This window comes from Acidobacteriota bacterium (genome assembly GCA_034211275.1).
GTDB lineage: Bacteria > Acidobacteriota > Thermoanaerobaculia > Multivoradales > JAHZIX01 > JAGQSE01.
On the sequence record JAXHTF010000096.1, the window covers coordinates 1 to 24,880 of the forward strand.

Sequence of the window (24,880 nt, forward strand, 5' to 3'; positions counted from 1 at the left end):
CTCGCTGGGGAAGATCCTCACCAGCGAGTCCGCGAGCTCACCGCCGGTAGCGGCGCGGATGTCGTGCTCGAGCTGGTGGGGGGCGAGCACCTGCCGAGGAATCTCAAGGCCCTGGCCCCTCGTGGCCGTCTGGTGCTGGTGGGACTGATGGCCGGCGCCCGCGCCGAGGTGGATCTCGCCGACATCCTGCGCCGGCGGCTGAGCCTGCGGGGCTCCGTCCTGCGCAGCCGCTCCCGCGAGGACAAGGCCCGCCTGGTGGGCGCCTTCCAAGAGTTTGCCGGTCCGTTGATGGCCCGCGGCGAGCTGCAGCCGGTCATCGACCGTGTCTTCCCCTTCGATCAGATCGCCGAGGCCTATACGGCGTTGCGGGAAGGTGGGGTGCTGGGGAAGGTGGCGGTGCAGGTTGCGGAGGAGGAGTCGGGGGCGTGACCATCCTGTCCCCATCAAGAACTCAAATCTCGATGATCTCTACACCCATCCTCTTCAAGACTCTGCGGAGCCGGCGGTCAAAAGTTAGGACTCCTGCGCCGTGGCGGCGAGCCAGAACGGCGTAGAGCATGTCGTAGACGGGATGGTGGTAGGCGGTCGCAGCGACCAGAGCTTCCTCGGTCAAAGCATGATGGCTAATGGGCTGGTCGATCAAGCTGCATGCATCAGTGAGCAGCAGGACCGCTTCGTCCCGTTCGATCTCTTCGTGAGCGACATACTTCCAGAGTGCGTTGGCTACCTCTGTGAAGTAGAGGCCTGGAGCCATTAGCAGGGCCGTGTCTTCCAGGATGTCCAGGATCTTGCCGGTCGATTCGAGACCTAGGGCTAAGTGCACTCCGACCGAGGCATCGATGATCAGCCTCGGTCTCATCGGTCCCGATCTTCCCTGATCAACTCCTCGGGAGGCGTCTGGACTCTTCGCGCCTCCTGCTTTTCCAGCCTCTTCCGCATTCGCTGGATGGCAGCCATCCGCTGCTCACGGGCCTCTAGCTCCGGAATCTTGCGTAGCTCGATGATGGCCTGCTGGGCCAGGCTTCGGCCTTCCTTTTCGGCCCGCCAAGTAAGCATCTCGTAGATTTCCTCCGGCAGCTCACGAATCTGTAGCGATGCCATTCCGCTCTCCTTTTGTTCTCATCATAACGCATGCGAAATGATGTTTGCTAGGGGGGCGTGGAGTAATCGAAGGGACCTACTTCCTCCGATACACGTTGTAATACGGCCGCCCCCGGTGGTCTCGAACGGTGGTGGAGTAGAGGTAGTGCTGGTGTAGGTAGGTTTCGAGGCGCGGGAAGTCCTCGATGGGATATTTGCGGTAGTAGCGGTGGTTGCCGATGGCGGTGTCGATGATCACCGCCGGCGGGGTGGCTTCGAGCTCCGCCATCAGGATGTCCCAGGCGCCGTCGACGATGTGCTCCGAGGTGTCGATCTCCGGAGCGTGGTTCTCCCACGGCAGCATGCCGGTGAGGTAGTTGGTGTTGCTGTAACGGGTGGCGGGGCGGCGGTGGGCGAGAACATAGATCTCCGGGTTGTAACCCCAGACAAAAATGCGATCCTCCGGGCTGGTGCTGCGCTGGAGGTGCTCCACCAGAGCCTCCTGAGCGCCGGGCCGGGGCGGCGGCTCCCCCAGCTTTGCGAGGGCAGCGTCATCCCCGAAGCGGTGCACCGAGTAGCCGAGGCCGACCACCACCAGAGCCACCAGGGCAGCGCGTCGGCCGAGGGTCCAGGCTCTAGAGGCGGACTCCTTTCCGCCGCCGGCACGGAGCCACAGTTCGCGCAGCAGCAGCGCCGTCAGCAGGCAGGCCGGCGCGAGGATCTGGATGAAGTAATGACCGAAATTGCGGCCGCTGTAGGAGGCGCCGAAATAGGCTGCCAGGAGCCATAGGACCAGGAAGAAGCGCGTGTTCACCGCCCGCCGTCCGCGTTCGAAGATCGCTGAAACCACCCGTGCCAGAGCCAGGGCGCAGGCCAGGAAGAGCAGGGGATTGGCGGTGAGGTAGTGGCGGCGGTGGAGAAAGGGATCGAGGGCGTGCAGCCGGTCCGCCGCCGGGATTACCGCGGTGTAGTGCTCGACGTTGTATTGCCAGAAGTAGAGATAGAAATCGCCGAGGGCTCCAGCGAAGGCGAAATAGCCGATGCACAGGCCCAGGACGGTGAAGAAGCCCCCGGCGAGGGCGGTGGCTCGCAGCAGAGTCTGACGGTGGAAGAGCTTGCCCCAACGCCACTGCCAGGCGAGAAGAAAGCCGCCGGCGGCGGCGCCGTCGAAGACCGCCGGCTGCTTGGAGAGAAACGCGCCGCCAAAAGCCAGGCCCGCCAGGAAGAGGCTGCCCACGACTGCCGGCTCCGGCACGCGACCGGCGGCGGACTGTTGGAGGCGCCGCCAGACCCACCACATGCCCAACGTGCTGAGGATGATCACCGGCCACTCGGTGTGGAAAGCGAGCATCTGGCTGCGGCGATAGGTAAAGGAGCAGACGGCGAGGAGTAGCGCTGCCAGATAGCCGGTGGGTAGGTCGAGAGCTTGGTGGGAAGGGATGTTGTGAGGACTCGGGAGCCGCTCTCCTCCCAGCTCGGCGGCGAACCGGAAGAGCAGGAGGCAGCCGCCGAAGATCAAGAGCAGTAGAACCCAATGCACCGCCAACATATTGTGCTGCCCGGCCACCAGGAAGGTCAGGGCGTAGAGGATGTAGGTCACCGGACCACGCTGGTCGATGGCGTCGCGGTAGGGCACGCCTCCCTCCAGCCACTCGACGGCGATGAGGGCGCTCACCGACTCGTCGACATCCCGGATGGGGTAGTCGGCCAGGGGCAGGCGGAGGGCGCAGAGGAGGAGGAAGATGCCCAGGAAGAAGAACCAGAGCATCCAGCGCTCCCCCAATCCACCGCTCCGAGCTCGTTGGCTGGATTGTGGCGCGGTCATGGGGCGAAGGCTCTCATGGCCTAGATGAACCACCGATGACGACGTCCGGGGCAGCTCGGCATGATCCAGGGATCACGGCTGCGGGTGAATACCGCCCCGAAGCTCTCCGGCGCCGGTGTTGCCGAAGCTGCCGGCGAAGAGGGGAGGCAGGGCCCGGCTGTTGGGCATGGAGAGCCAGATCCTCAACAGCAGCCGCTTGAGCTGCGGATCCTCGTGGTCCTCGAAGGCGGAGCGCGAGTGGAAGTTGAGGAAGTTGTTGACGAAGAGGATGTCGCCGGGCTCCTGGCGCAGCTGGAAATGCATGTCCGGCTCGGCGCAGACGGCGTCGAGGAAGTCCAGGGCCTCCCGCTGCCGGGGCGTCATGTCCGGCAGCTCCGGCAGCTCGTAAGCGCGGTCGATGAGCACCCGCAGCACGTAGCCGACGAAGCGGTGGTCGTGGACCGCGAAGATCGGTTGGCGACACCAAGGATCGTCGTTGGCCAGGTCGACGTTGTGGGTCTTGTAAAACCAGGGGCGGTAGAGCTCTTCCAGCAGATCCGGCCGGCGCCGCAGGATTTCGTTATGCACCGCCGGCGCGCTGACCAGGTAGTTCTCGCCGCCCCTCAGGGCCTGGCGTACGCACAGGAAGCCGATGACGTCGCAGCGGTCGCAATGGAAGCGGAGTTGTTTGCGGGTGTTGGGGCCGCGGGCCTTGGGGTGATCGACGGCGTGGCCGGCGTCCTGCACCGGGAAGATCTTCTGTCCGGCGGCACTTTGGGAGACGGGAGTGCCGAGATATTGACACAGTCCCCAGAAGACCCGGCGCCGCTCTCCGCAGCTGTAACGGTGCACCGGCCAGCCGCGCAGGTAGAAGCTGCCGGAGCCGTGCTCCAAGGAGTATTGGATGGTCTTCAGGCGCTCTCCGAGAGTGGGTAGGGGAAAGTCCTCTCGGCGGATTTCCTCCAGCGGCATGCCACTCTCGGTGACGACGCCTAGGGCGGTGTCGAGCTCCTCGACCTCAGCGGAGGTCAGGCGATATTGCCAGTCTTCTCGCTGAGCCAGCTCCGAACCACGCCAAACTGCGGGGCCGTACTGTTCTTGAAATGCCACAGCTCTCCTCCCTCTCTCGACGGCCTTCTGCCAGGTTTTCAGGAGTCGGTGGCTTCGGACCGAAGCTCGTCCAAGGTATCACTCCGCCGCCGACCTTTCATCCCTTCGGGGGTTGTCGGCGCGCTCACTTGTCCTTGTCCTTGTCCTTGTCCTCGGGCTCGGGCTCGGGCCACAGGCGCATGACCCCCTCCTGGGCCACCACCGCCACCAACTGCCCCTCCCGGTCGAAGATCTTGCCCCGGGACAGGGCGCGGCCATCGGTAGCGCTGGGGCTGCCGATCTCGTAGAGCAGCCATTGGTCGACTCGGAAAGGACGCTGAAACCACAGGGCGTGGTCGAGGCTGGCGATCTGTAGCCGCGGATCGAAGATGGAGGTGCCGTGGGGCCGGGTGGCGGTGGCGATGAGGTAGTAGTCGGAAACGTAGGCGAGCATGGCGCGGTGTAGGGCATCGTCGTCGGGGAGCTCGCCGACGGCTTTGAACCAGACGCTCGCCCGGGGCTCCCGGGGCTCAGGGTCGAGGAATTGGGGCAGCTGCACCGGGCGGAATTCGAAGGGCCGCTCCTGCATCAGGTAGCGGGGCACCTTGCCGTCGGGCATGCGTTCCTGGAGCTGGCGGCGGTATTCGGTGACATCCTTCAAGGACTCCGGCGACGGAACCTGGGGCATGCTCGATTGGTGCTCCAGGCCTTGTTCGGGGATCTTAAACGATGCAGCGAGGTTGAGGATCGGCTTCCCGTGCTGGATCGCCACCACCCGGCGGCTGGTGAAGCTGCGGCCATCCCGCTGGCGGTCGACCTCGTAGATGATCGGGGAGTCGTGATCACCCTTGCGCAGAAAGTACGCATGGAGGGAGTGGGCTACCCGGCCCTCGACGGTGTTGTTGGCGGCGGACAGCGCCTGCCCCAGCACCTGGCCACCAAAGACTTGGGAGGTGCCGATATCCCGGCTTTCGCCGCGGAAGAGGTTGGTGTCGAGTTTTTCGAGGGAAAGTAAGTGGATCAGGTCCTTGAGAATATCTTGCACGGAAACTTCCTTTGATCAGCTTGCGAGTGGAATCGAGGGGGTGGGCTGGGCGGTGGCTGCTCAACCCTCCGACGGTTCGTCCAGAGCCATGAGGACCCTCCGCAGCGCCTCCGCAGCGGAGGTCTCGCCGCGCAGATAGGGCATCCAATGATCTTGGAGAGGTTGCCAGAGAGGCTGCCAATGGCCGCGAAAGACTCCTTGGGCTTCGGCGTAGGGTTGGCGGGGGCCTTCGCCGGCGGCCTCCAGGACTTCCCGGGCGGCTTCGCCGGCGGTGACGAAGAGGATGCCGTGCCAGAGGCTGCGGGGGGTCTCGATACCGGTTTCCTCGGAGGCTTCCCGGATCATCTCCGCCACCGGCCCGGAGCGACCGGAGAGGAGTTCGTGGCTGGCCTCGTGGAAAATCATTTCCAGGGCGTCGTAGCCCTGATACCCGGGGTTGGTGCTGCTCATCTGGATGTGGGTTTTGGGTCGGCCGATGGTGTCGGCGCCGGCCCAGCCGACGGTTTCGACGATGTCGACGGGGATGGGCAGCTGGCGCCAGGAGGCTCCCATCCAGCCGGTGATGCGGCCGGCGATGGCGTCACCGTGCTGGCTCAGACGACCGCCGAGCTCGGCGATCCAGCGTCGGTTGGCGGCATCCTGCTCGGGCCACCGGCAGGTGCGGTAGGCGGGGGCTGCGGCGCGCAGAAGGAGGATGGAGACGCGGCGGTACTCCTGGGACTCGGCGCTGAAGTCGATGTCCAGGTTCGCCAGATAGGAGCGCAGGACGAAGCGCTCGGTGCTGAAGTCGGAAGTGGCGGCGACGGTGTCGGCGAAATAGTCCACCGCCGCCTCCCAGCCGGCACGCTGGGACTTTCCGAGGTCGGCGAAGCATTCCGTGGACCGCAGCGGGTCCTCTCGATCCTTGAGCTGTCCCGTAGCGGTGGTGAGCAGGGCGTCGTAGAGATTGAAGCCGAAGTGGGAGTAGAAGGTGAAGTGATGAGTCTCCAGCACCGGCTCTCGGGCTTCCAGATCCTCGGGCCATGCTTCCTGCGTCACCCCTTCGGCGGCTGCTACCTCGGCCGCCGAGAGGAAGGGGCAGGTCAGCAGGCCGCCGAGGCAGAGGAGGTGGAAGGAGAAGGCCAGCGGGAGCCTCACCGCCGACCTCATGCCGCGTCCTCCTGAGGGGGCGCCTCCTCGGCCGCTTCGGTGCCCTCGTCCGGCGTCTCCGTCGCCGAATCCTGCTGCTGCCAGCCCAGGATGTGATCCACCGCGCCTACCGCCAGCGGGTGGTAGAGGGGGCGGGCCTGCTGGTAGATCTCGAGGCCGCGGGCTCGGCCTTCCTCGGTCTCCGCCAGAGCGCGGTAGAGGGGCGCGAGGAATTTGATCCGGCCCATGCTGGTGAGGAAGCTCTCCAGAGCCGGATAGGCGGCTGCATAGTCGTGGGCGATGGCCAGCTGCAACCACTCGTTCTTGATCTCCGCGTTGCCCGCCTGGGTGAAGGCCAGGGCTTTGTCCAGCCGGGCGAGGTCGTCGGCGGTGAGATCCTCGGGGAGGTTCCTGAGGAAGTGCAGCCAGTGGTGGGTGGTCCAGCCGGTTCGGTCGATCTGGCCGGGGGCCGTACCCGCCGCCAGCGCCGCCAGCTGCCGGTCGACGCCTTCGAAGGCGTCCGGGGCGGGCTCGGAGACGTTGGCCGGGAGGCCTGGCTCGTAGACCCATTCGTCGATGCGCAGAGCTTCCTCCAGCGAGTCATCGCCGGACACCAGCGCCTGGCGCAGATAGGCGACGAATTGATCGCTGGCCATGGGCTGGAAGGCATAGCGGTCGAAGTAGGTGCGCAGGAAGTTGTCGAAACGCTCCCGGCCCACCGTCTCCTCAATGGTGCGCAGGAAGAAGTAGCCCTTCTCGTAGGCGATGTCGGAGAAGACCTCGTCGGGGTCGTCCTCCTGTCCAACCTTCAGGTGCAGCTGGGTCTTGGAGCTCTCGGGTCCGTACTCCTCGAGGGCTGCCTGCAGATCCTGATAGCCCAGCTCCGCCAGCATCTCGGAGTACTGACGGCCTTCCAGCTCTTCCATGATGCGGCGCTCGAAGTAGACGGTGAAGCCCTCGTTGAGCCATAGATCCTCCCAGGTGGCGTTGGTCACCAGGTTGCCGGACCAGGAGTGGGCGAGCTCGTGGGCCACCAAGGTCACCAGCGAACGGTCGCCGGCGATGATGGTGGGGGTGGCGAAGGTCAGCCGCGGGTTCTCCATGCCGCCGAAGGGGAAGCTGGGCGGCAGCACCAGGATGTCGAAGCGTTCCCAGCGGTAACTGCCGTAGAGCTTCTCGGCGCGGGTGAGCATGGCCTCGGTGTCGTCGAACTCCCAGGCGGCGGCCTCCAGCACCGGCGGCTCGGCGTAGACGCCGGTGTGCTCGCCGAGGGATTGGAAGCTCAGGTCACCCACCGCCAGGGCGATGAGGTACGAGGGGATGGCCTGGGGCATCTCGAAGCGGTAGATCCCGTCGCTGGAGCGCTGCTGGGGGTTGCTGGCGCTCATCAGGGCGAGGAGCTCCGCCGGTACCCGAACCGTCGCCTTGTAGGTCAGGCGCACCTGGGGAGTGTCCTGAAGGGGAATCCAGGTGCGGGCGAAGGTGGGCTGGCTCTGGGTGAAGAGGAAGGGGTGCTCGCCGCCGGCGGTTTGCTCCGGCTCCAGCCACTGCAGGGCGATGGCGTCGGGGGAGGTGGCGTACTCCACGTGGACCACCTCGGTGTCCGGCTGGATGGGGATGGTCAGGGACTGGCCCAGCAGCGGCACCTCTTCGCCGAGGGTGAAGTCCACCTCTTGACCGTCACCGAGGGTGACCTTGCGGATCTCCAGTTGCCGGGTGTCGAGGACCAGCTCCTGCGCATTCGGGGCGCGGCGGTCGAGGTGCAGGCTGGCGGTGCCCTCCAGGCGCCGGTTGTCGAAGTCGACGTCGAGATCGAGGGCCAGCTCTCGCACTGCCACCTGGTCGGGGCGGGCGAAGCTCTGGCTGTCCACCACCGCCGGCGTGCTGTCGCCGATGCCGGCCTCGGAGGAGTCGTCGCCGGGGCCGGCGCAGGCGGAGAAGAGAGTGAGGAGCAGAAGGGCGGCTGCGGGAACCCGGTGGGCTCCGCGGCGTAGCTCGAGGACGAGGCGGGACAGGGGATCAGAGTGCATGAGCTTTCCTCTCGACTAAGTTGAGCCTCTCGACGATACGAGGGGCCTCTCGACTGCGTTTGGCATCTCGGCTGCGTGGGCGTCTCGATGGGGACCGGCCTCTCTACCAGGGCCGGTGTTTGGCTGTCACCAGGGCTGTTGCGATCACTGGGAGTGGGCTTAGGGTTTCAAGAGCTGGCTGTGGGGGAGGAGTTCTGGCGCAGGGCCGGGAATAGGGGTTGCTCTGTGTCCAGGGTCTCGGTCATGGCCTGGGCGATGGAGAAGACCTCCGGCCGACTGATCTTGGCACCGGGACCCTCTTCCTCCACCCGCTCGAGGGTGGCAAAGGCGAGGAGCACGGGCAAGGCGCAGAATTCCACGACGCCCCGGGGAGCACCGCCGTCCTGCAGTGCTTGGACGTAAGTGGCGGCTTCCCGCAGATCCCCTCGGGCCAGGGCGAAAATCTCCTCTCGCTCGACCCCCTTGGGCAGATAGCGCCGGCCTTCCACCCGGTCCGTGGCGGAGTCCTTGAGGATGTTGACCAGTTGGAGGCCCTCGCCGAAGGCCCGCGCCCGGGCGCGGAGGAAGGGTGCGGAGTCGTCCAGGGCCGGGCTGTGGAGCAAGAAGAGCTCGGTGAGCATCTCGCCCACGATGCCCGCCACCACATAGCAGTAGCGCCGCAGGTCGTCGACATCCTCGAGGAGCAGACAGGCGTCGTCGTCCATACGCTGGACGAATCCGGCCATGCCCTCGGCGGTGCGGGCGGTGTGGTCCCGCACCAGCTCCCGGGCGTCGTCATCCAATTCCCAAAACGCCGCCATGACGGCGGGAAATTCCGCCAGCAGCTCGAGGTAGCCGTCGTGGTCCACCGGCGGATCCTCGGTCCAGGTCCGCCCCAGCCGCTGGGCTTCGTCGGCGTTTGGCGCCGCCAGCAGGGCGATGAAGCGTTCCAGGGCCTGCACTCGTCGCTCCCGGGACCAGGCGGTGGAGTCCTCGAATGTATCGGCGATACGGAAGAGAAGGTAGGCCAGGCGAACCTCGGAGCAGGTGGGCTCCGGGAGCAAGGGAATGGACATGGCGAAGGTGCGGCTGGTCTTGACCAGCAAGTCCTGGAGGTCGGTCATGGTCATTCTCCTCGCTATTCCACCCACGTACCTGCAACGGTCTCGCCGGCCAGGGCCCGGGCCAACAGTCCGGGCTCGCCGCCGTCGGCGATGAGGGACGGGATCCCCCGCCGGGCTAGGCGCCAGGCGGTGGCGAGCCGTAGATTCATGCCGCCGGTGACGTCGGTACCCCGCGGGTCCCCCAGGGCGCTCCGGACGGCGTCCAGGTTGTCGGCGGTGACCGTCGGCACCGTGGAGCCCTGGGCATCGAGGATGCCGGCGGTCTCGCCGAGCCAGAGGATGCGGGTCACCGGCCGGCGGAGAACCGGGATCAGCGCCTCCAGCACCGCCTCGGTAGAGCATATCGCTGCGCCCCAGCGGCGATCCATCACCACGTCGCCGCCGGTCACCGGGATCATCCCCAGCTCCAGGGCGAGCTCCAACGCCTCCCCAGCCACGGCCTCGGGCTCTCCCTCGTGGGCGACGAGGGCCGTGGCGGCGGGGTAGGAGTAAGGGCGACCGCCGGCGGCCAGCAGGGCTTCTACCACCAGTCGGTGCAGACGATGGGCGGCACATTGGACCGGAGCTACCCCGGCCCTTTGCAGCGGATCTTCGAGGGGACCTTGCAGCCGATGCCGCCGGGCCGCTACGTGGCCGAAGGAGCCGCTACCGTGACCCAGGATCACCGCACCGGGCTGCTTCTGCACCGCCGTCGCCAGCTCCTCCGACAGCCGCTGCAAGATCTCCGGACGGGGAGTCTCGGCGGAGGTTTTGTCGGTGATCAGACTGCCGCCCCATTTGATCAGCGTCAGAGGCGGAGCGGCGCCGTCGGCGGTGGTGGCAGCGGCGGCCATGGTCTAAAAGAGATCCTCGTCCGAGACTCGGGGGCCGGCACCGACGCCGTCGGGGAGGATGCCGCGGACGCCGGGCACCCCCCGCAGCTCAGACGCCACGGCGGCGGCGGCGGTCTCCTCGCAGATCACGTGCACGTTGGCGCCGGCGTCCATGGTGTACCAGGCGGAGAGGCCCTCCTCCCGCAGGCGGCGGACCGCCTCCATCACCGCCAGAGTGGCGGGCTGCCAGTAGAAGATGGGCGGCTTGGAAGACATGGTGATGAGGTGCAGCTCCACCGCCTCTTCCTCCACCACCGGGCCCAGAGCGTCCAGATCTCGGCGCCGAATCGCGTCCCGCACCGCCTCCAGGCGCCCGGGCAAGAGCTCCTGGCGGCGAGCGAAGTGAGGGCTGGTGGTGGCTCGCCGGTGGCCTCCCAGGGAGGAGACGTCCTTGGGGCCCGTCTCCACCAGGACGATGACATCCGCAAGCTGCCAGTGGCCGGCGTCGGCGATCTGGGCGGCGGCGGCCTCGTCCGACTCCTCGCCGTGGGAAGCGACGGGCCATTCCACGTAGCCTCCCATCACCGACCGCGAAGCCGAGCCGGAGCCGCTGAGGCGCGCCAGCACCGAAGCCTCCCGCGGCTCGAGGTGGAGGCCCAGAGCGCCAGCGGTGGCCAGAGTGAGGGCGGAAAAGCCGGAGGCGGAGGAGGCGATGCCGGCGGCGGAGGGAAAGCTGTTGCGGGTGGCCACCTTGAGGGCGGCGGTGCTGCCGGCCCGTTGGCGCAGACGCTCCAGGTGGGGGAGGATGCGTTCCTGGAAGGCCGGCGGTGCCGGCGCCAGGGTGCCGTCTTCCGCTGCCACCAGCACCTCGTCCGGGCCGCTGGCGTCGGAGGCCTCGACGGTGGTGTGGCTTACCGCATTGCGCAGGGTCATGGAGATGGACGGCTGGACGGGGATGGCCCGTTCCAAGTCCCGGGCACCCCAATATTTGACGAACGCGATATTGGCGGGAGAGATGACGGTGTGCTTTTGGCTCACGATTTCCTTCGCTGGTGGGGTTCTGCGGTGGGCCAGGACTCGCTTCGTACGCCCTCGGCGCCCAAGGATACGGGGTAGGCGGTGAGCGGCGCCAAGCAAGGCCAGGAGTCCATGGCCGCCGGCTGTGGATGATACACCAGCAGAGATCCGGCACCGGGACCGCCCAGGCTGCCGGCACCAGAGATCTTGGCGGCGCCACCGTGGTGCTCTACCGCCCGGACGATGTCCCGGACCCCTTTCGGCACCACCCCGAGCTCCTCGAGGCAGCGCTGAAAGCCGCTCATGGCCCGGATCAAGGCGTCCCCGTCGTGGGCTACTCCCGGACCGGTGGACGCCTTGCCGCCGACCGCCCCGCCGCCGACTGCCAGAGCCTGGCAGAAGCTCTCGGTGAAGGCTTCCATGCGCCGTAGCCGGTGCTCGAAGGCGTCCCCTTCCCGCTGGCGCAGCTGGCGGACCGCCTCCACCGCCGTGCCGGTATCCTCCGCTGGCGGACCGGAGTCGAAGATGCGCAGGCCCCGGAGCGCTCCCTCGGCCACTGGCAGCGGCCGCCGTTGAACTCCCTGCTCCTGGCGTCGAGCCCAGCCCAGGCCGCCGTGAAGGACGGTGGCGGTGTCGACGCCGGAGGGGTTGCCGTGTTGCCGCCGTTCCACCTCCAGCGCCAGGGGTTCCAGGCGTTCTAGAGAAGGACTCTCACCGAGGGCGCTGAAGAACGCGTGGAGGAGGGCGGCGGCGGCAGCAGCAGAGCTGCCGAAGCCGGAACCCAGGGGAATGGCGGAGGAGAGGCTGATGCGCAGGGACGGCGGCTCCCGGAGGCCGAGGGAGTCCGCCGCTTCCCCCAGGGCGATACACACCAGATGAGATGGGTTCTCCCCGCGCACCGCGGCGAAGGCTTCGGGGCTCGGGTCCCGGGCGTAGCGCTGCCAGGCGGTCCTGCGACCCCGGGCGTAGGACCGCAGCTCGCTCCAGGGCAGCCGCTGGTGCCAGGAGAGCTGGGGCAGCTGCATTTCCACCTCCCCGGGCCCTAGATCAGCTCCCCTCGCTGCCCGGGGCGCGATCTCGACGGTGGCGGTGAGCCGCAGGTCCAGGGCTGCCACCACCGCCGGGCAGCCGTAGACCACGGCGTGCTCGCCCATCAGGATCACCTTACCGGGAGCGGAGGCGGCGGCGCGGGACATGGATGGGGTTGGTTAGCGGCCTTGGCGGCCCCGGCCCAGGCGCTCGTGAGCTCCGGCCAGGTCGCGGGAGGTGAGGGCGGCCATCAGCGACAGCTCGCCGGCGAGGGCGGTGGCGCCGAAGATCTCCGCCAGGCGACCGACGGCGGCGCCGGGATGCTCGGGGTCGGGGCGCACTCCCAAGAGCTCCAGGGCTGCCGCCTGGGTGGCCAGGGCGGTGCCGCCGCCGACGGCGCCCAGGGGCACGTCGGGGAGGAAGAGGGAGGCCAGGGCGGAGCCGTCGTCCTGGGCTTCGATGCAGGTCAGCGCTACCGCCGCCTCCGCCACGTGGGCGGGGTCCTGACCGGTGGCGATGAAGAACGCCGCCGCCACGTTGGCGACCTGGGCGTTGAAGCCCTTGGAGCCGGCGGCGATGGAGCCGAGGAGGTTCTTGCGGTATTGGGTTTCCGCCAGCCGGTGGGCGTCGGTCTTGAGCTTCGACGCCAGCACTTCTTCCGGCAGCCGCACCTCGGCGTGGATGCTCTTACCGCGGCCTTCCTGGATGTTGATCTGGGCGGGCTTCTTATCCGAGCAATAGTTGCCCGAGAGCGCCGAGCACTGAATGCCCGTGGCGGGCTCGATGAGGTCGTGGACCACCCGGTCGCAGGCGATGGTGACCATGTTCATGCCCATGGCGTCGCCGGTACCGAAGCAGAAGCGCAGGAAGATGCTGGTGCCGAAAACGAAGGGGCGGACCTCCCGCAGCTCCAGGTGATTGCTGGTGGCCTCCGCCACGCGCCGGATCTCGCCGTGGTTCTCTTTCAGCCAGTGGAGGAAGCGGCGGGTTTCGTCGATGCCGCTGGTGCGGAAGACCGGTGCCCGGGTCATGCCCGCGTCCTCCACCCACAGCTTGGCGCCGCCGGCCTCGCGGATGGCGGCGCAGCCACGGTTGACGCTGGCCACCAGAGCCCCCTCGGTGGTGGCCAGGGGAACGAAGACATCGTCGTCAATGTATTGGCCGCGCACCGGCAGTGGTCCTAGGATGCCCACCGGCACCTGCACGGCGCCGAGGAAATTTTCGCAATGGCGAGTGCTGGCGCGGCGGGCGTCGAGGGAGAAATGGCCCCAGTGCCCGAGGTCGGCGCCGGTGATCTGTTCCAGGGCCCGGCGCCGGAGCTCGGCGGCGCGCTCTGCTCCCAATGCAGGCGGCAGGGCGTGGAAGCGTCGTTTACCGTCCCGTAGCTCGGCGACGAGAGCTTCTTCGTCCAAAGATTGATTCGGACCAGGAGATGATGGGTCGCTCATATCTTCGCTCTCCCGTATCTTGACCCTCTTGGCTCGTCCCCGCGGGGTACGAGGGGTGCCGGGGATCAGTGGCTGCGCGCGCCGAGGTAACCGATGAGGCCGAGGAGAAAGGCCTTGCCCGCCGGCGCCAGATCCAGGCCCTGGATCACGTCCCGGGCCTCCCGGCTACGCCGTTCCACCATCGCCTCCACCGCCGCCAGGCCGCCGCTGGAACGGATCACCGCGCACAGATCCTCGACGTCTTGTTGGGGCAGGTCGCGCTGGCCCAGGCCCTGGCGCAGCCGGTCGGCGTCCGCCTTCGAGGCCAGCCGCAGGGTGTGATGGACCAGGAAGGTGAATTTGCCCTCCAGCAGGTCGCCTCCCACCGGTTTGCCGACGGCATTGGGGTCGCCGAACATGCCCAGGATATCGTCCTGCAGCTGGAAGGCCTCGCCCATGGCGCTGCCGTAGTGGGATAGGGCCTCGTAGCGCCGCGGGCCGGCGCCGGCGAGGATGGCGCCGAGCTGCAGCGGTCGCTCGACGCTGTAGAGGCCCGACTTGAGCCGTAGCACCCGCCGCAGGTCGTCCTCCGAGGGGTCCCCGCCGAGGCCCATGTGGAGCTCCAAATACTGGCCGTCGATGACCTCCCGGCACATGGAGTAGTAGATGCGCTGGAGCTTGAAGCGGCGCTCCGGATCCGTTTCCACGGAGGCGAAGAGCTGGTCGGCGTAGGTGTGGGCCACGTCGCCGGCGAGGATCGCCATGGAGTTGCCGTACTCCCGGGCCTCGTCCTCGCCGCCGGGCCATCCCTCCCGCAGATAGCGGTCCCGGAAGTGGACGTGGGAGGTGGGGTGGCCGCGCCGGGTATCGGCGTGATCCATGATGTCGTCGTGGATCAGCAGATAGGTGTGGAGCAGCTCGGTGGCCATGGCCACGGGCAGGACTCGCGCTTCCTCCGCTCCCTCACAGGCCAGATAGCTGAAGTAGACCAGCGCTGGCCGTAGCCGCTTGCCGCCGGAGAGCACCAGCCCGCGGAGTTGCTCCAGCAGGGCATCGGCCTCCGGCGTGCGCTCCAGGCTCGCCTGGCGCTGGGCGGCGAGGAATTGATTCAACTCGCCCTCCAGGCGATCCCGGAAGCGGGCCATCAAGGCATCGAATTCAGTGCTCACGGCTGGCTCGGTGCGGTCGGGCGCTGGCGATAGCGCTGGTAGAGACGGCGTTGGGGATCCTGGTCGAGGTCCACCGGGCGGCCGGCGGACCAAACCGCTTCGATGCGGGTGGTGATCTCCAGGGGATCGCCGTCGGTGATGACGAAGCTGGCTTCCTTGCCGGCCTCCAGGGAGCCCAGGCGCTCGGCCACCCCCAGCACCTCGGCGGCGCTGAGGGTAATGGCTCGCAGAGCGGCGTCCCGGGGCAGCCCGAAGGTGGCCGCCATGGCGGCGTGGAACGGCAGGTTGCGGGTGTTGGCGGCGCCGAAGGTGGAGCCGGAGTCGGCGATCACCAGCTTCACACCGGCCTCGTGCAGTCGGGCAGCGGCGGTGAAGGCGGCATCGTAAGGTTCCCAATCCCGCTCCGGTTCCCGCAGCACGCCGGCGAGGATCACCGGGATCTCGTCCTCCGCCAGGCGCTGGGCGAAGGCGGTGGCGTCCTGCCGGCTGACCAGCACCAGATTCTCCAGTCCCTCCTCCCGGGCCCACTCGAGGGCGCCTTCGATCTGGCGATGCTCGGCGGCGTGGAGGAAGAGGGGCCGGGAACCGTCGAGCACCGGCAGCAGAGCCTCCAGATTGGGGTCGTAGGCCACCCAGGGCCCCCGGCCGTCGTCATGGGCGGCGCGGGCTTTGCGGTAGGCGCGGGCGTCATCGAAGGTCTTGTTCAGCAGCTCTAGGGCTTCCTTGCGGTCCTCGTCGACCTCTTCCTGGGTCTTGGGTTCCCCCCACCAGGACTCTTCCGGCGCTTCGTAGATGGGGAATTGGAGGTGCATGGCGACAGGGGCCCGGACGGTCATGCCGCGCCAGTTCCATCCCTCCAGCCGCATCACCGCCGAGGTACCCGCCAGCAGACCGCCACTGGGTACGACGTGGGCGAAGAGCACGCCGCCGGAGACGGTCACCGGCAGCAGCCGGGAATCGGCATTGAAGGCCACCTCGGTCCGTAGCGCCGGGTTGAGATCGCCGGTCTCGCGAGTGTCGACGGTGCCGCGGACGCTGTTGACCTCCACCAAGCCCAGAACGCTGTGGGCGGCGATGAAGGTGGGGTAGAGGTGACGGCCGGTGAGATCCACCACCGAGGCGTCGGCGGGGACTTCCAGATCGCTTCCGACGGCCTGGATGGTGTCCCCGGAGACCAGCACGGTGGCGCCGTCCAGGGGCGGTCCGCTCACCGGATGGACGGTGGCGCCCACCAGGGCGGTGAAGGGCTCCTGGGCGTCGGCGGGTCCCCCGGTGGAGATTGTGGAGAGGGCCAGGAGGAGGACTCCGAGGGCTCGCAGGCGGGTCATCAGTGCACCTCCCGGGGTTGGGAGCTCGGAGGCGGGTTGGCCTCGGGGTTGCTTTCCTGCTGCGAAGGCGCCTCTTGCGGGGCGGGCGTTTCTTGCCGTGGAGGGTTGGAGCCTTCCAGGTCCTCCGGAGGCTGGACGTTGTCCGGGATCTCGAGCTCCTCCCCGGGGTTGACTTCCATGCCTTCCTCGGAGCCCATCGCGTCCTCCCCGGCGCCGGCATCCGCCGGCGGCTCGTCCGGGGGAGTGGCGGCGCGGACCTTGGCGAGGAGCGCTTCCCGCTCCGCCTCCAGCTCTTTCCACGCTGCCAGGTGCTCCTGCCGGTCGAAGTATTTGCGCCCGTCGATCCAGGTCTCGTCGCAGCGGCTGGCGGTGGAGAGGGGATCGCCGCTCCAGATCACGAAGTCGGCGTCCTTGCCGGCCTCCAGGCTGCCGACGCGATCCTCGATGCCCAGCTGGCGGGCCGGGTTGAGGGTCACGAAGTCGAGGGCTTCGGCGCGGTCCACTCCGCCGTAGCGCACCGCCTTGGCGGCTTCCAGCTGCATCCGCCGGCCGAGCTCGTCGCTGTCGGAGTTGAAGGAGACCACCACCCCGCGCTCGTGCATCAGAGCGCCGTTGTAGGGAATGGCGTCGATGACCTCATATTTGTAGGCCCACCAATCGGTGAAGGTGGAAGCGCCGGCACCGTGGGCGGCGATCTCGTCCGCCACCTTGTAGCCCTCCAGCACGTGCTGCAGCGTGGCGATGCGGAAGCCGAAGCTCTCCGCCACCCCCAGCAGCATCAGAATCTCGTCGGCGCGGTAAGAGTGGGCGTGGACGAGGCGGTCGCCGGAGAGCACCTCCAGGAGGGCTTCCATTTGCACGTCCCGCCGCGGCGGCACGCGGGTGGCGCGGTCGTCCGCTTGCCGATAGGTCTCCCAGGCTTCCCGATAGGCCCGGGCATCGTCCAGCGCCTGCCGAATGGCCTGCTCGACACCGGGGCGGGTGGTGGGGAAGCGCGGTGGGCCGGGGCGGCGGAAGTTGCTGCGCTTGGGATTCTCGCCCAAGGCGAATTTGATCCCCGACGGAGCGCCTTCGAAGAGCAGGCCGTCGGCATCAGCACCCCAGCGCATCTTGATCACCGCATTCTGACCCCCGATGGCGTTGGCGGAGCCGTGGAGAATGTTGGCGCTGGTGAGGCCGCCGGCGAGCTGGCGGTAGATGGCGATGTGCCCGGGGTCGAGGACGTCCCGGATGCGCACCTCCGCAGTGACGATGTGGGTGCTCTCGTTGACCTCGCCGTCGATGGCGATATGGGAGTGGGCGTCGATGAGTCCCGGCGTCACATGCTTGCCGGCGGCGTCCACCACCAGAGCATCGCCCGGGGCGTCGAGACCCTGGCCCACCGCCTCGATGCGGCCGTCCCGCACCAGCAGGTCGGCGTCTTCGAGGATGCCGTCGGGTCCTTGGGTCCACACCGTGGCCCCGCGCACCAAGACCACCCCGGGATTCTCCGGCGGGGTGGAGCGCCAAGCCTCGGGGTCAATCGTGTGGGCAGGGATCGTGTGGGTAGGGCCAGTGCGGGCCTGGGCAACGCCCGGCAGCAGCAGTGCGAGGCCGGTCAGCAGCCCGGTCAGAATCAGTGAGCCGCGGTTCATGATGCACCTCCCGCCGCGGCGCCGGCTCGGGTGGCGGCTTCGGCGCTCGCTCCGATGCCCGAGGGCGGTCGGCGGGTCCATTGCATCGCCTTGTCACCGCCGCCTCCGTCGTCCTCCAGCGAGTAGCGCCGGCCGTCGATCCACACCTCCTGGAGCTTCGGCTCGTCGGTCCACAGCTCGCCTTCCACCACCAGCAGATTGGCCCATTTGCCGGCATCGAGGGTGCCCAGCCGGTCTTCCAGACCCAGCAGCCGGGCCGGGACGGTGGTCCAGGCGGCGAGGATTTGATCCTCCGTCAGACCGTGCTCCCGAGCCTTGGCCAGGGCGGGGAAGATCTTCGCAGGCTTGTCCAGCCCATGGGTGGTGAAAGCGATGGTCAGCTCGGCGCCGAGGACCCGGGCGGGGTTGGCGGCCGCCTGATCCCAATGGCGCAGCTCCGCCAGGGCCACCGCCGCTGCCGGCCCCTCGTCACCGACCTCTGGCGCCTCGGGGAAGCTCAGGGGCAGGATGAGCGGGAAGCCGGCGGCCTGGAGGGCCGGCAGCTGTTGGTATTCGTGCCCGTTGCCCACCAGCACCGCCTGCAGGTTGAGCTCGGTGGCGAGATCCGCGGCCCGGCCTACGGCGTTGACGTCGCTGGCGGTGAAGAAGACCGGCGATTCGCCGTGGGCGGCCGGTCCCAAGGCCTCCAGGCTCCGGGAGTAGGGAATCCGAGGCTGGCCAGGATCCGCCTCCCAGGCGGCGCGAGCCCGGCGATACCAGCGGGCGTCGAGGAAGCTCTGGCGGGCCAGGGCGACGGCCCCCATGGTGGAGTTGGGGTAGTCGCGGCCCTCCGCCGCTTCGAGGCTGGCGTGTTGGGCCGCCGCGCCGAGGAGCAGATTGTGCTCCAGGCCGCCGTCACCGAGATTGATCAAAGCGCTGGAGCCTCGCAGCACGCCCTCTGCGGAAGCCACCAAAGCGGTGGTGATGCCCGCCTTGCGGCGCTGCTTGGCGAAGCCTGCGTCATGGCCATAGAGGGCCAGGTCGCGCTCAGGGCGCACCTGCGGGTTGTCGTGGCTGCCTTGGGGAGGATGGGATTCCTCCGGCCAGGAGCGCTCGGCATAGGCGTCGATGAGGCCGGGGTAGACGGTGAGACCGGAGAAATCCTCGATGCGAGCGTCCGGCGGCGCTTGTAGGCCGGTGCCCACCGCTTCGATGAGGCCGTCCCGGATCACTACCGTGGCGTCGTCCAGAACCCGTCCCGGAGCGGTGACCACCCGGGCATGGGTCAGGGCCCAGACGGCCGGAGCTTCTGCCTCGCGAGCTTCGGCGGTGGCGGACGGGGAGCCCAGCAAGGCGACCAGGGTAGCGGTCAGGAAGCAGGCGAGGAAGAGGCTCGGCAGGGTGCTTCGGGAGGCGACGGCGGCGCCCCCGAGACGGATACCCGGGCGAGCTTTCGGAGAGAGACGCATAGAACGATTCAGCATGACGAGGCCAGAGTATGTCAGAGATCCGATCCCGGCGGGAAGCGCTGACCGAAGGCGTCCGAAACCCTTGTAGGCCCGCCTCGGAAGCTAGCGGAGACCCAGCTTGGAGAGCTTCGATCTGTTATGCTCCGCTGGATGAGTAGCTCCGACCCGCGACCGCCGTCGAGCGGTCCCGTTTCCGACCCCTCCGCCGCAACGACCCAGCCGCACCGATCCGCGTCCCGCGACGCTTCCAGGGCGGAGGGTGGCCGGGTGGGCATGATCAGCCTCGGCTGCCCGAAGAATCGGGTGGACAGCGAGATCATGCTCGGTCATCTGCGCGATACCGGCTACCAGATCACGCCGGACCTGGAGGGAGCGGACACGGTCATCGTCAACACCTGCGGCTTCATCGAGGAGGCCAAGCAGGAGTCCATCGACGCCATCCTCGAGGTGGCGGCGCGCAAGAGCCGGGAATCCGGGGAAGGCAAGGTGGAGAAGCTCCTGGTGGCCGGTTGCATGGTCAATCGCTTCGGCGAGGAGCTGGCGGAGGCGATTCCGGAGATTGACGGCTTCATCGGGCTCGACGACCTCGACAAGGCTCCGCAGTTGGTGCAGCTGGGGGGCGGCCCGGCGCCGCCGTCTCAGGCCCACGTGGTCTTCGATCACCGCGAGCCGCGGTTGCTGACCACCCGCGGCTTCGCCTACTTGAAGGTAGCGGAGGGCTGCGACAATCCATGCACCTTCTGCGCCATCCCCAAATGGCGCGGCGCCTTCCGCAGCCGCACTATCGAGAGCCTGGTGGAGGAAGCTCGGCACCTGGAGGATACGGGCATCCGCGAGCTCTGCCTCATCGCCCAGGACACCACCCGCTACGGCTTCGATCTGGGCCTCGGCCGCCACGGCCTGACCCGGCTGGTAGAAGCGCTCCTGGAGCACACGGAGATTCCGTGGATTCGCTTCCTCTATGCCTATCCCACGACGCTGGACGAAGAGCTGCTGCGGCTCATGGGCCAGGAGGAGCGGTTCTGCTCTTACCTGGACATGCCGCTCCAGCACAGCCACCCGGAGATGCTCAAGGCCATGCGTCGCGCCGGCGGGCCGGAGCGCTATCTGCGCCTGCTGGAGCGTGCCCGGGAGCTTGCCCCGGACATCTTCCTGCGCACCACCTACATCGTCGGCTTCCCCGGGGAGACGGAGGAGCATTTCCAGCACCTGGTGGAATTCATCCAGCAGGCGCGCTTCGATCACCTCGGTGCCTTCGTCTACAGTCCCGAGCCGGGCACGCCGGGAGCGGATCTGAAGGGGCGGATTCCCCGTTCCGTGGCCCGTCGCCGCTACGAGAAGCTCCTGGAAGTGCAGAAGCCCATCGCCAAGGAGCTGCGCCAGAGGCTGGTGGGGGATGTCCTCGAAGTGTTGGTGGAAGGCGTCTGCGAGGAGACGGAGCACCTGCTGCAGGCCCGTCACCGGGGCATGGCGCCGGATATCGACGGCCGCATCCTGATCAACGACGGCTTCGCGCCGGCGGGAACGCTGGCCCAGGTGGAAATCACCGAGGCCTACGCCGACGATCTGGTGGCGCGGATCGTGGGCCCGTCGGAAGCGCCGGGGCTAGAGCCCGCGGCGAGCCTGGAAGACTTCCCGGTAGGGTCGGTACCCTTCGCTGGATGACCCCTTCCCCTGAGACCTTCCCGAGACCATAGTTCATGTTGGTGGTTCGAGACGCGTTCAACAGCAGTGATCTGCCCACCGGAGGCGTTGCCACGGTGGGTAATTTCGACGGTGTCCACCGCGGTCAGCGGGCGGTGATCGAAAAGGTCCTGGAGCGTGCCCGAGAGACCGAGCTGCAGGCCATGGTGGTGACCTTCGAGCCCCATCCGCTGTCGGTGTTGCGGCCTCAGGAGGCCCCGGCCCGCATCACCAGCCTGGAGCAAAAGGCCAAGCTGCTGGACGAGATGGGAGTCGACGTGCTGCTGGTGGTGAATTTCGATCGCGATTTCTCCCGCATCACCGCCGAGACCTTCGTCGAGGATTTTCTGCACCGGCGGTTGGGGGTGGAAGAAGTCTATGTCGGCGAGGACTTTGTCTTCGGCCACCGCCGCGGCGGGGACGTGGAGCTGCTGGAGGATATGGGGGAGGAGCTGGGCTTCACCGCCGTCGGCCTCGACGATGTGACCACCCGCGGCGAGCGGATTTCGAGCACCCGCATCCGGCGGGCGATCCTGGAAGGACGGGTGGAAGCGGCCTCGGAGATGCTGGGCCGGCCCCACGCCATCGAAGGAGTCGTGGTGCGGGGAGACCGCATGGGCAAGCGCCTGGGGTGGCCGACCATCAATCTACAGCCGGAAGGGGAGCTGCTGCCGGCGGACGGGGTCTATGCCTGCCAGGTGCTCTTCCCGAGCTTTCCCGCCACCTTCGAATGCTCGACCAATATCGGCACCCGGCCGACGGTGTACGAGAACTATCAGCGGGTGGTGGAAGCCCACGTGCTGGATTTCAACTCCGACGTCTATGGCGAGGCGGTGGAAATCCGGTTCTTCCGGCGTCTACGGGAGGAGAGGATTTTTCCCACGGTGATGGACCTATCGGCCCAGATCGGCCGAGACGTGGACGCCACCCGGGAATTCTTCGCCGCTCGTCGAGGTTTGAAACAACAGGCCGGGGGAATTGATTCGGATTGATTCTCCGGCTCTCAGAGACCTCTTGGAATTCCGTCCGCACTCCACCGCGCCCACCGGTGCGGGGAGGGTCCGACGAAAGATCCAACAGAGTCGGGAGTCGATCCGCTCGTCTCTCAAAGGGTCTCGCAGCGAAGATCTACTAGAAAGGATTTAGACGATATGGCAAGCAACAAGATTGTCGAGATCACGAGCTCGAATTTCGACTCGGTGGTGAAGAACTCCGATACCCCGGTGCTGGTGGACTTCTGGGCTTCCTGGTGTGGCCCCTGCCGCGCCGTGGCTCCGACCCTGGATGAGCTGGCGGACGAGATGGACGGCAAGGTGACCATCGGCAAGATCAACGTCGACGATCAGCAGCAGCTGGCCAGCCAGTTCGGCGTCTCCAGCATCCCCTCCTTCTTCCTGTTCAAGAACGGTGAGGTGGCGGACCGCATGATGGGCGCCATGCCCAAGGCTGCCTTCGAGCAGTTCATCAGCCGCAACATCTGAGGCTCTGCCCCCCAGGGGGATTTCCCATGGGGAGGCCAACGATCCAGCCGCCGCAGCGGTCTCCGCGCGGCGGCTTTTTCGTGCCCGAATAAGGCCCAGGGAGAAAGATGAGCGAAGATCCGCCTCGTTTCCGTCCGCTATTCGGGTAGGCAGCCGTGGATCGGCTCGGATCGAGCCCTGGGAGCGCCGGCACCTTGCCGGCCTGTGGAGGCCATGAGAAGAAAAATGAGCGAAGGCCCAGGTCTTTTCCGTCCGCTATTCGGGTAGGCGGCCGTTGGGCGGTATGCTCGCGGCTCGATTGGGCACAATAGGAGCGGAGGAACTCAATGTACATCGACCCCCTGATGGCGGATCTCGAGGCGGAGAATCTCGAAGGTTTGCTGGTGGTGGCGGCCAGCGCCGAAGATCCTGACATGGCTCCCTTCGCCGGTGGAGCCCACGTGCGTTCCAGCCTGCTGGTGGCCAACCGCCGGCGGCGAGAGGTGAAGCTGGGCTTCTTCACGCCCATGGAGCGGGAGGAGGCGGCGGCGACCGGCCTGCCTTTGCTCACTCCCGAGGAGCTGGACATCCCGCGCTGGGACAAGACCCTCAGCGATCCCGGCGAGCATCTGGCAGCGGTGTTGGGGCAGGCCCTGCTGCGAGCCCAGATGACGCCGGGGAAGGTGGCATTGGCGGGGCACTTTGCCTCCGGCGTGGTGCTCGAAGCCTGCCGGCGGCTGGAGGCGGACGGCTTTGCTTTTTTCTCCGGCCACCGCCTCCTGGAGCGCTATCGCAAGACCAAGAGCGAGCGCCAGGTGGAGGAGATCCGCCGCGCCGCCGAGGGTACCGGCGTCGCCTTCCGACGGGTGGCGGCGTTGCTGGCGGCGGCGGGGGAGGGGGAGAACGGGGAGCTGATCCTCCAGGGCGAGCCCCTCACCGTCGGCCGCTTGCGGCGGGAGATCGGTCGCGTGCTGGCAGATCGCGGTCTGCAGCAGCCCGATGGCAACATCGTGGCACCGGCTGAGGAGTCGGCGGTACCGCACAACGCCGGCACCGACACCCGGGTCCTGCGGCGGGGGGAGTCCCTCATCGTCGACCTCTATCCAAAGGGCCTGCTCTACGCCGACTGCACCCGCACCTTCTGCGTCGGGGAGCCGCCGCCGGAGCTGGCGCGGGCCCACGGGGCGGTGCTCGAGGCGTTGCAGGAAGCGCACCGCACGGTGGCTCCGGGCCAGCGCGGGTGGGAGCTCCAGCAGCGGACCTGCGAGATCCTCGGTGGCCACGGCTACGCCACTCCCATTAGCGAACCGGGGACGGTCACCGGCTACGTCCACAATCTGGGTCATGGCACCGGCTTCGAGCTCCACGAGCTACCGAGCTTTCGTGAGACGGCAGGGGAGCGGGAAGGGCGGCTGGCGTCGGGGGACGTGCTGACCCTGGAGCCGGGGCTCTACGAACCGGAAGGGGGCTGGGGAGTTCGACTGGAGGATCTGGTGGGACTGGGGCCGGACGGTCCGGAGAACCTCACTCCCTGGCCCTACGCCCTCGATCCACGAGCCTGGCTGGAAGAGGTCTGAGAGAGCCCCGAGGGAGAGAGCTCTACGGGCGTCCTCGATAGTGGACGAAACTGGCCGAGATAGCCTTCGGCCCGCCCTGGGGAGGCGAAGCTCGATGGGGAGAGAACCCTTTATTCATGGGTCTTTACGGACCTGGCACGCATCTTGATCTATACCTTCTCCAAGGAGGTACGGATCATGTTCAGACCCAACGTTCTCAACCGCAACACCCTTCACCACAAAGTCGCCAAACCCTTCGTCATCACCCTCTTGTCTCTTTCCCTGATGATGGTTCCGGGCCTCGTGCCGGAAGCCCACGCGGATCATGACCGCAGCTGGTTGGCCTTCGGAACCTCGTTCCGCATCGGCGGCCTGCAGTTCAGCATCGGCCTGCGCAGCGGTGGGCGAGGCGGCGACTACTTCGTCCGCGGCCATCACCCCATCCGCTATCGGGGCTACAAATGCACCGACGCCTGCTACCGCTCCCGGGACTACTACTACCACCACCAGGATTGCCCGGTGATCCGTCACCACTTCTCGCGCTACGGATTCCACCCCCGGCAGGTCTTCTCGGCCTACGCCCCGCGCTTGGACTATGGCTATCGGGATGGCTACGGTGACCGCTACTACCGCGACGACCACCGGCCGCGCTATCGGGGGAACGGTCGCTATTACGACCGGGGACCGCGCTACCGCAACCGCGGACCGTCCTATGACCGCGGCCATTGGAACCGCTACGGCCGGCATCACGATCACGACGTCTGCCTGCGCAATCGCCGCTACTAGCGGTCGTTCATCCAGAGCCTGTTCGAAGGACACGGGTCTGTAAATACCAAGCCCCCTCGCCGGTTCCACCGGGAGGGGGCTTTTGAGTAGCACGCCGCGGAGAGGTGTCCGCGGTGACGGATCGATCAGGTTTCGACCCAGTAGTTGGGTGACTCCTTGGTGATGTGGACGTCGTGGGGATGGCTCTCCCGCAGGCCGGCGTTGGAGATGCGGACCATCCGTGCCTTGGTGCGCAGCTCTTCGATGGAGGAG

Annotated in this window: 22 protein-coding genes; 6 read left to right on the forward strand and 16 right to left on the reverse strand. The window is 67.5% G+C overall.

Features of this window, described 5'->3' with window-relative positions; genetic code table 11:
• A partial coding sequence (locus tag SX243_14970; GenBank protein ID MDY7094271.1) for a zinc-binding dehydrogenase occupies nt 1–429 on the forward strand: 429 nt, incomplete at its 5' end.
• A 22-nt stretch (nt 430–451) separates the two neighbouring features.
• Here SX243_14970 and SX243_14975 read toward each other — a convergent pair.
• The 16 genes from SX243_14975 to SX243_15050 form a co-directional block, all read right to left on the reverse strand.
• The gene (locus SX243_14975) at nt 452–859 is read right to left on the reverse strand and encodes a type II toxin-antitoxin system VapC family toxin (GenBank protein ID MDY7094272.1); all 408 of its coding nucleotides are present in this window, start codon (nt 857–859) and stop codon (nt 452–454) included.
• A complete protein-coding gene (locus SX243_14980; protein ID MDY7094273.1) occupies nt 856–1,101 on the reverse strand; it encodes a hypothetical protein in 246 nt (81 codons plus the stop codon). The genes SX243_14975 and SX243_14980 overlap by 4 nt, the downstream gene beginning before the upstream one ends.
• Before the next feature lie 76 nt (nt 1,102–1,177).
• Nucleotides 1,178–2,905, reverse strand: coding sequence for a hypothetical protein (locus SX243_14985; GenBank protein MDY7094274.1), 1,728 nt, complete (start codon nt 2,903–2,905; stop codon nt 1,178–1,180).
• A 72-nt stretch (nt 2,906–2,977) separates the two neighbouring features.
• On the reverse strand, nt 2,978–3,994 hold the full coding sequence (locus SX243_14990; GenBank protein ID MDY7094275.1) for a TauD/TfdA family dioxygenase: 1,017 nt from the start codon (nt 3,992–3,994) through the stop codon (nt 2,978–2,980).
• A 124-nt stretch (nt 3,995–4,118) separates the two neighbouring features.
• Complete coding sequence (gene tesB / locus SX243_14995) at nt 4,119–5,018, reverse strand: acyl-CoA thioesterase II (GenBank protein MDY7094276.1); 900 nt, start codon at nt 5,016–5,018, stop codon at nt 4,119–4,121.
• Between the two features lie 60 nt (nt 5,019–5,078).
• Nucleotides 5,079–6,167 carry a hypothetical protein gene (locus tag SX243_15000; GenBank protein ID MDY7094277.1) on the reverse strand — a complete coding sequence of 363 codons (1,089 nt, stop codon included), beginning with the start codon at nt 6,165–6,167 and terminating at the stop codon, nt 5,079–5,081.
• Nucleotides 6,164–8,176 carry a M1 family metallopeptidase gene (locus SX243_15005; GenBank protein ID MDY7094278.1) on the reverse strand — a complete coding sequence of 671 codons (2,013 nt, stop codon included), beginning with the start codon at nt 8,174–8,176 and terminating at the stop codon, nt 6,164–6,166. Before SX243_15005 ends, SX243_15000 begins: the two co-directional genes overlap by 4 nt.
• Nucleotides 8,177–8,343: 167 nt before the next feature.
• Complete coding sequence (locus SX243_15010) at nt 8,344–9,279, reverse strand: squalene/phytoene synthase family protein (protein MDY7094279.1); 936 nt, start codon at nt 9,277–9,279, stop codon at nt 8,344–8,346.
• Between the two features lie 14 nt (nt 9,280–9,293).
• Nucleotides 9,294–10,112, reverse strand: coding sequence for an isopentenyl phosphate kinase (locus SX243_15015; protein ID MDY7094280.1), 819 nt, complete (start codon nt 10,110–10,112; stop codon nt 9,294–9,296).
• Between the two features lie 3 nt (nt 10,113–10,115).
• Nucleotides 10,116–11,129 (reverse strand): diphosphomevalonate decarboxylase, encoded by a 1,014-nt coding sequence (mvaD, locus tag SX243_15020; GenBank protein ID MDY7094281.1) that lies wholly within the window; start codon nt 11,127–11,129, stop codon nt 10,116–10,118.
• Complete coding sequence (locus SX243_15025; GenBank protein MDY7094282.1) at nt 11,126–12,304, reverse strand: hypothetical protein; 1,179 nt, start codon at nt 12,302–12,304, stop codon at nt 11,126–11,128. The genes mvaD and SX243_15025 overlap by 4 nt, the downstream gene beginning before the upstream one ends.
• 12 nt (nt 12,305–12,316) lie before the next feature.
• Nucleotides 12,317–13,585 (reverse strand): hydroxymethylglutaryl-CoA reductase, encoded by a 1,269-nt coding sequence (locus SX243_15030; protein ID MDY7094283.1) that lies wholly within the window; start codon nt 13,583–13,585, stop codon nt 12,317–12,319.
• Nucleotides 13,586–13,650: 65 nt separating this feature from the next.
• On the reverse strand, nt 13,651–14,733 hold the full coding sequence (locus tag SX243_15035; GenBank protein MDY7094284.1) for a polyprenyl synthetase family protein: 1,083 nt from the start codon (nt 14,731–14,733) through the stop codon (nt 13,651–13,653).
• Nucleotides 14,730–16,061: an amidohydrolase family protein gene (locus tag SX243_15040; GenBank protein ID MDY7094285.1), complete on the reverse strand. Its 1,332-nt coding sequence runs from the start codon at nt 16,059–16,061 to the stop codon at nt 14,730–14,732. Before SX243_15040 ends, SX243_15035 begins: the two co-directional genes overlap by 4 nt.
• Nucleotides 16,061–17,695 carry an amidohydrolase family protein gene (locus SX243_15045; protein MDY7094286.1) on the reverse strand — a complete coding sequence of 545 codons (1,635 nt, stop codon included), beginning with the start codon at nt 17,693–17,695 and terminating at the stop codon, nt 16,061–16,063. The genes SX243_15040 and SX243_15045 overlap by 1 nt, the downstream gene beginning before the upstream one ends.
• A complete protein-coding gene (locus tag SX243_15050) occupies nt 17,692–19,143 on the reverse strand; it encodes an amidohydrolase family protein (protein MDY7094287.1) in 1,452 nt (483 codons plus the stop codon). Before SX243_15050 ends, SX243_15045 begins: the two co-directional genes overlap by 4 nt.
• Before the next feature lie 150 nt (nt 19,144–19,293).
• On the opposite strand from SX243_15050, the gene rimO reads away from it, so the two are divergent.
• The 5 genes from rimO to SX243_15075 all read left to right on the forward strand — a co-directional run bounded on the left by rimO (nt 19,294) and on the right by SX243_15075 (nt 24,628).
• Entirely contained in the window at nt 19,294–20,808 is a 1,515-nt protein-coding gene (gene rimO / locus SX243_15055; GenBank protein ID MDY7094288.1) for a 30S ribosomal protein S12 methylthiotransferase RimO, read from the forward strand.
• 35 nt (nt 20,809–20,843) lie between these two features.
• Nucleotides 20,844–21,818: a bifunctional riboflavin kinase/FAD synthetase gene (locus SX243_15060; protein MDY7094289.1), complete on the forward strand. Its 975-nt coding sequence runs from the start codon at nt 20,844–20,846 to the stop codon at nt 21,816–21,818.
• A 159-nt stretch (nt 21,819–21,977) separates the two neighbouring features.
• Entirely contained in the window at nt 21,978–22,307 is a 330-nt protein-coding gene (gene trxA, locus SX243_15065) for a thioredoxin (protein ID MDY7094290.1), read from the forward strand.
• A gap of 326 nt (nt 22,308–22,633) precedes the next feature.
• On the forward strand, nt 22,634–23,863 hold the full coding sequence (locus SX243_15070; protein ID MDY7094291.1) for a M24 family metallopeptidase: 1,230 nt from the start codon (nt 22,634–22,636) through the stop codon (nt 23,861–23,863).
• A gap of 177 nt (nt 23,864–24,040) precedes the next feature.
• Nucleotides 24,041–24,628 carry a hypothetical protein gene (locus SX243_15075; GenBank protein MDY7094292.1) on the forward strand — a complete coding sequence of 196 codons (588 nt, stop codon included), beginning with the start codon at nt 24,041–24,043 and terminating at the stop codon, nt 24,626–24,628.
• Nucleotides 24,629–24,880 lie beyond the last annotated feature (252 nt).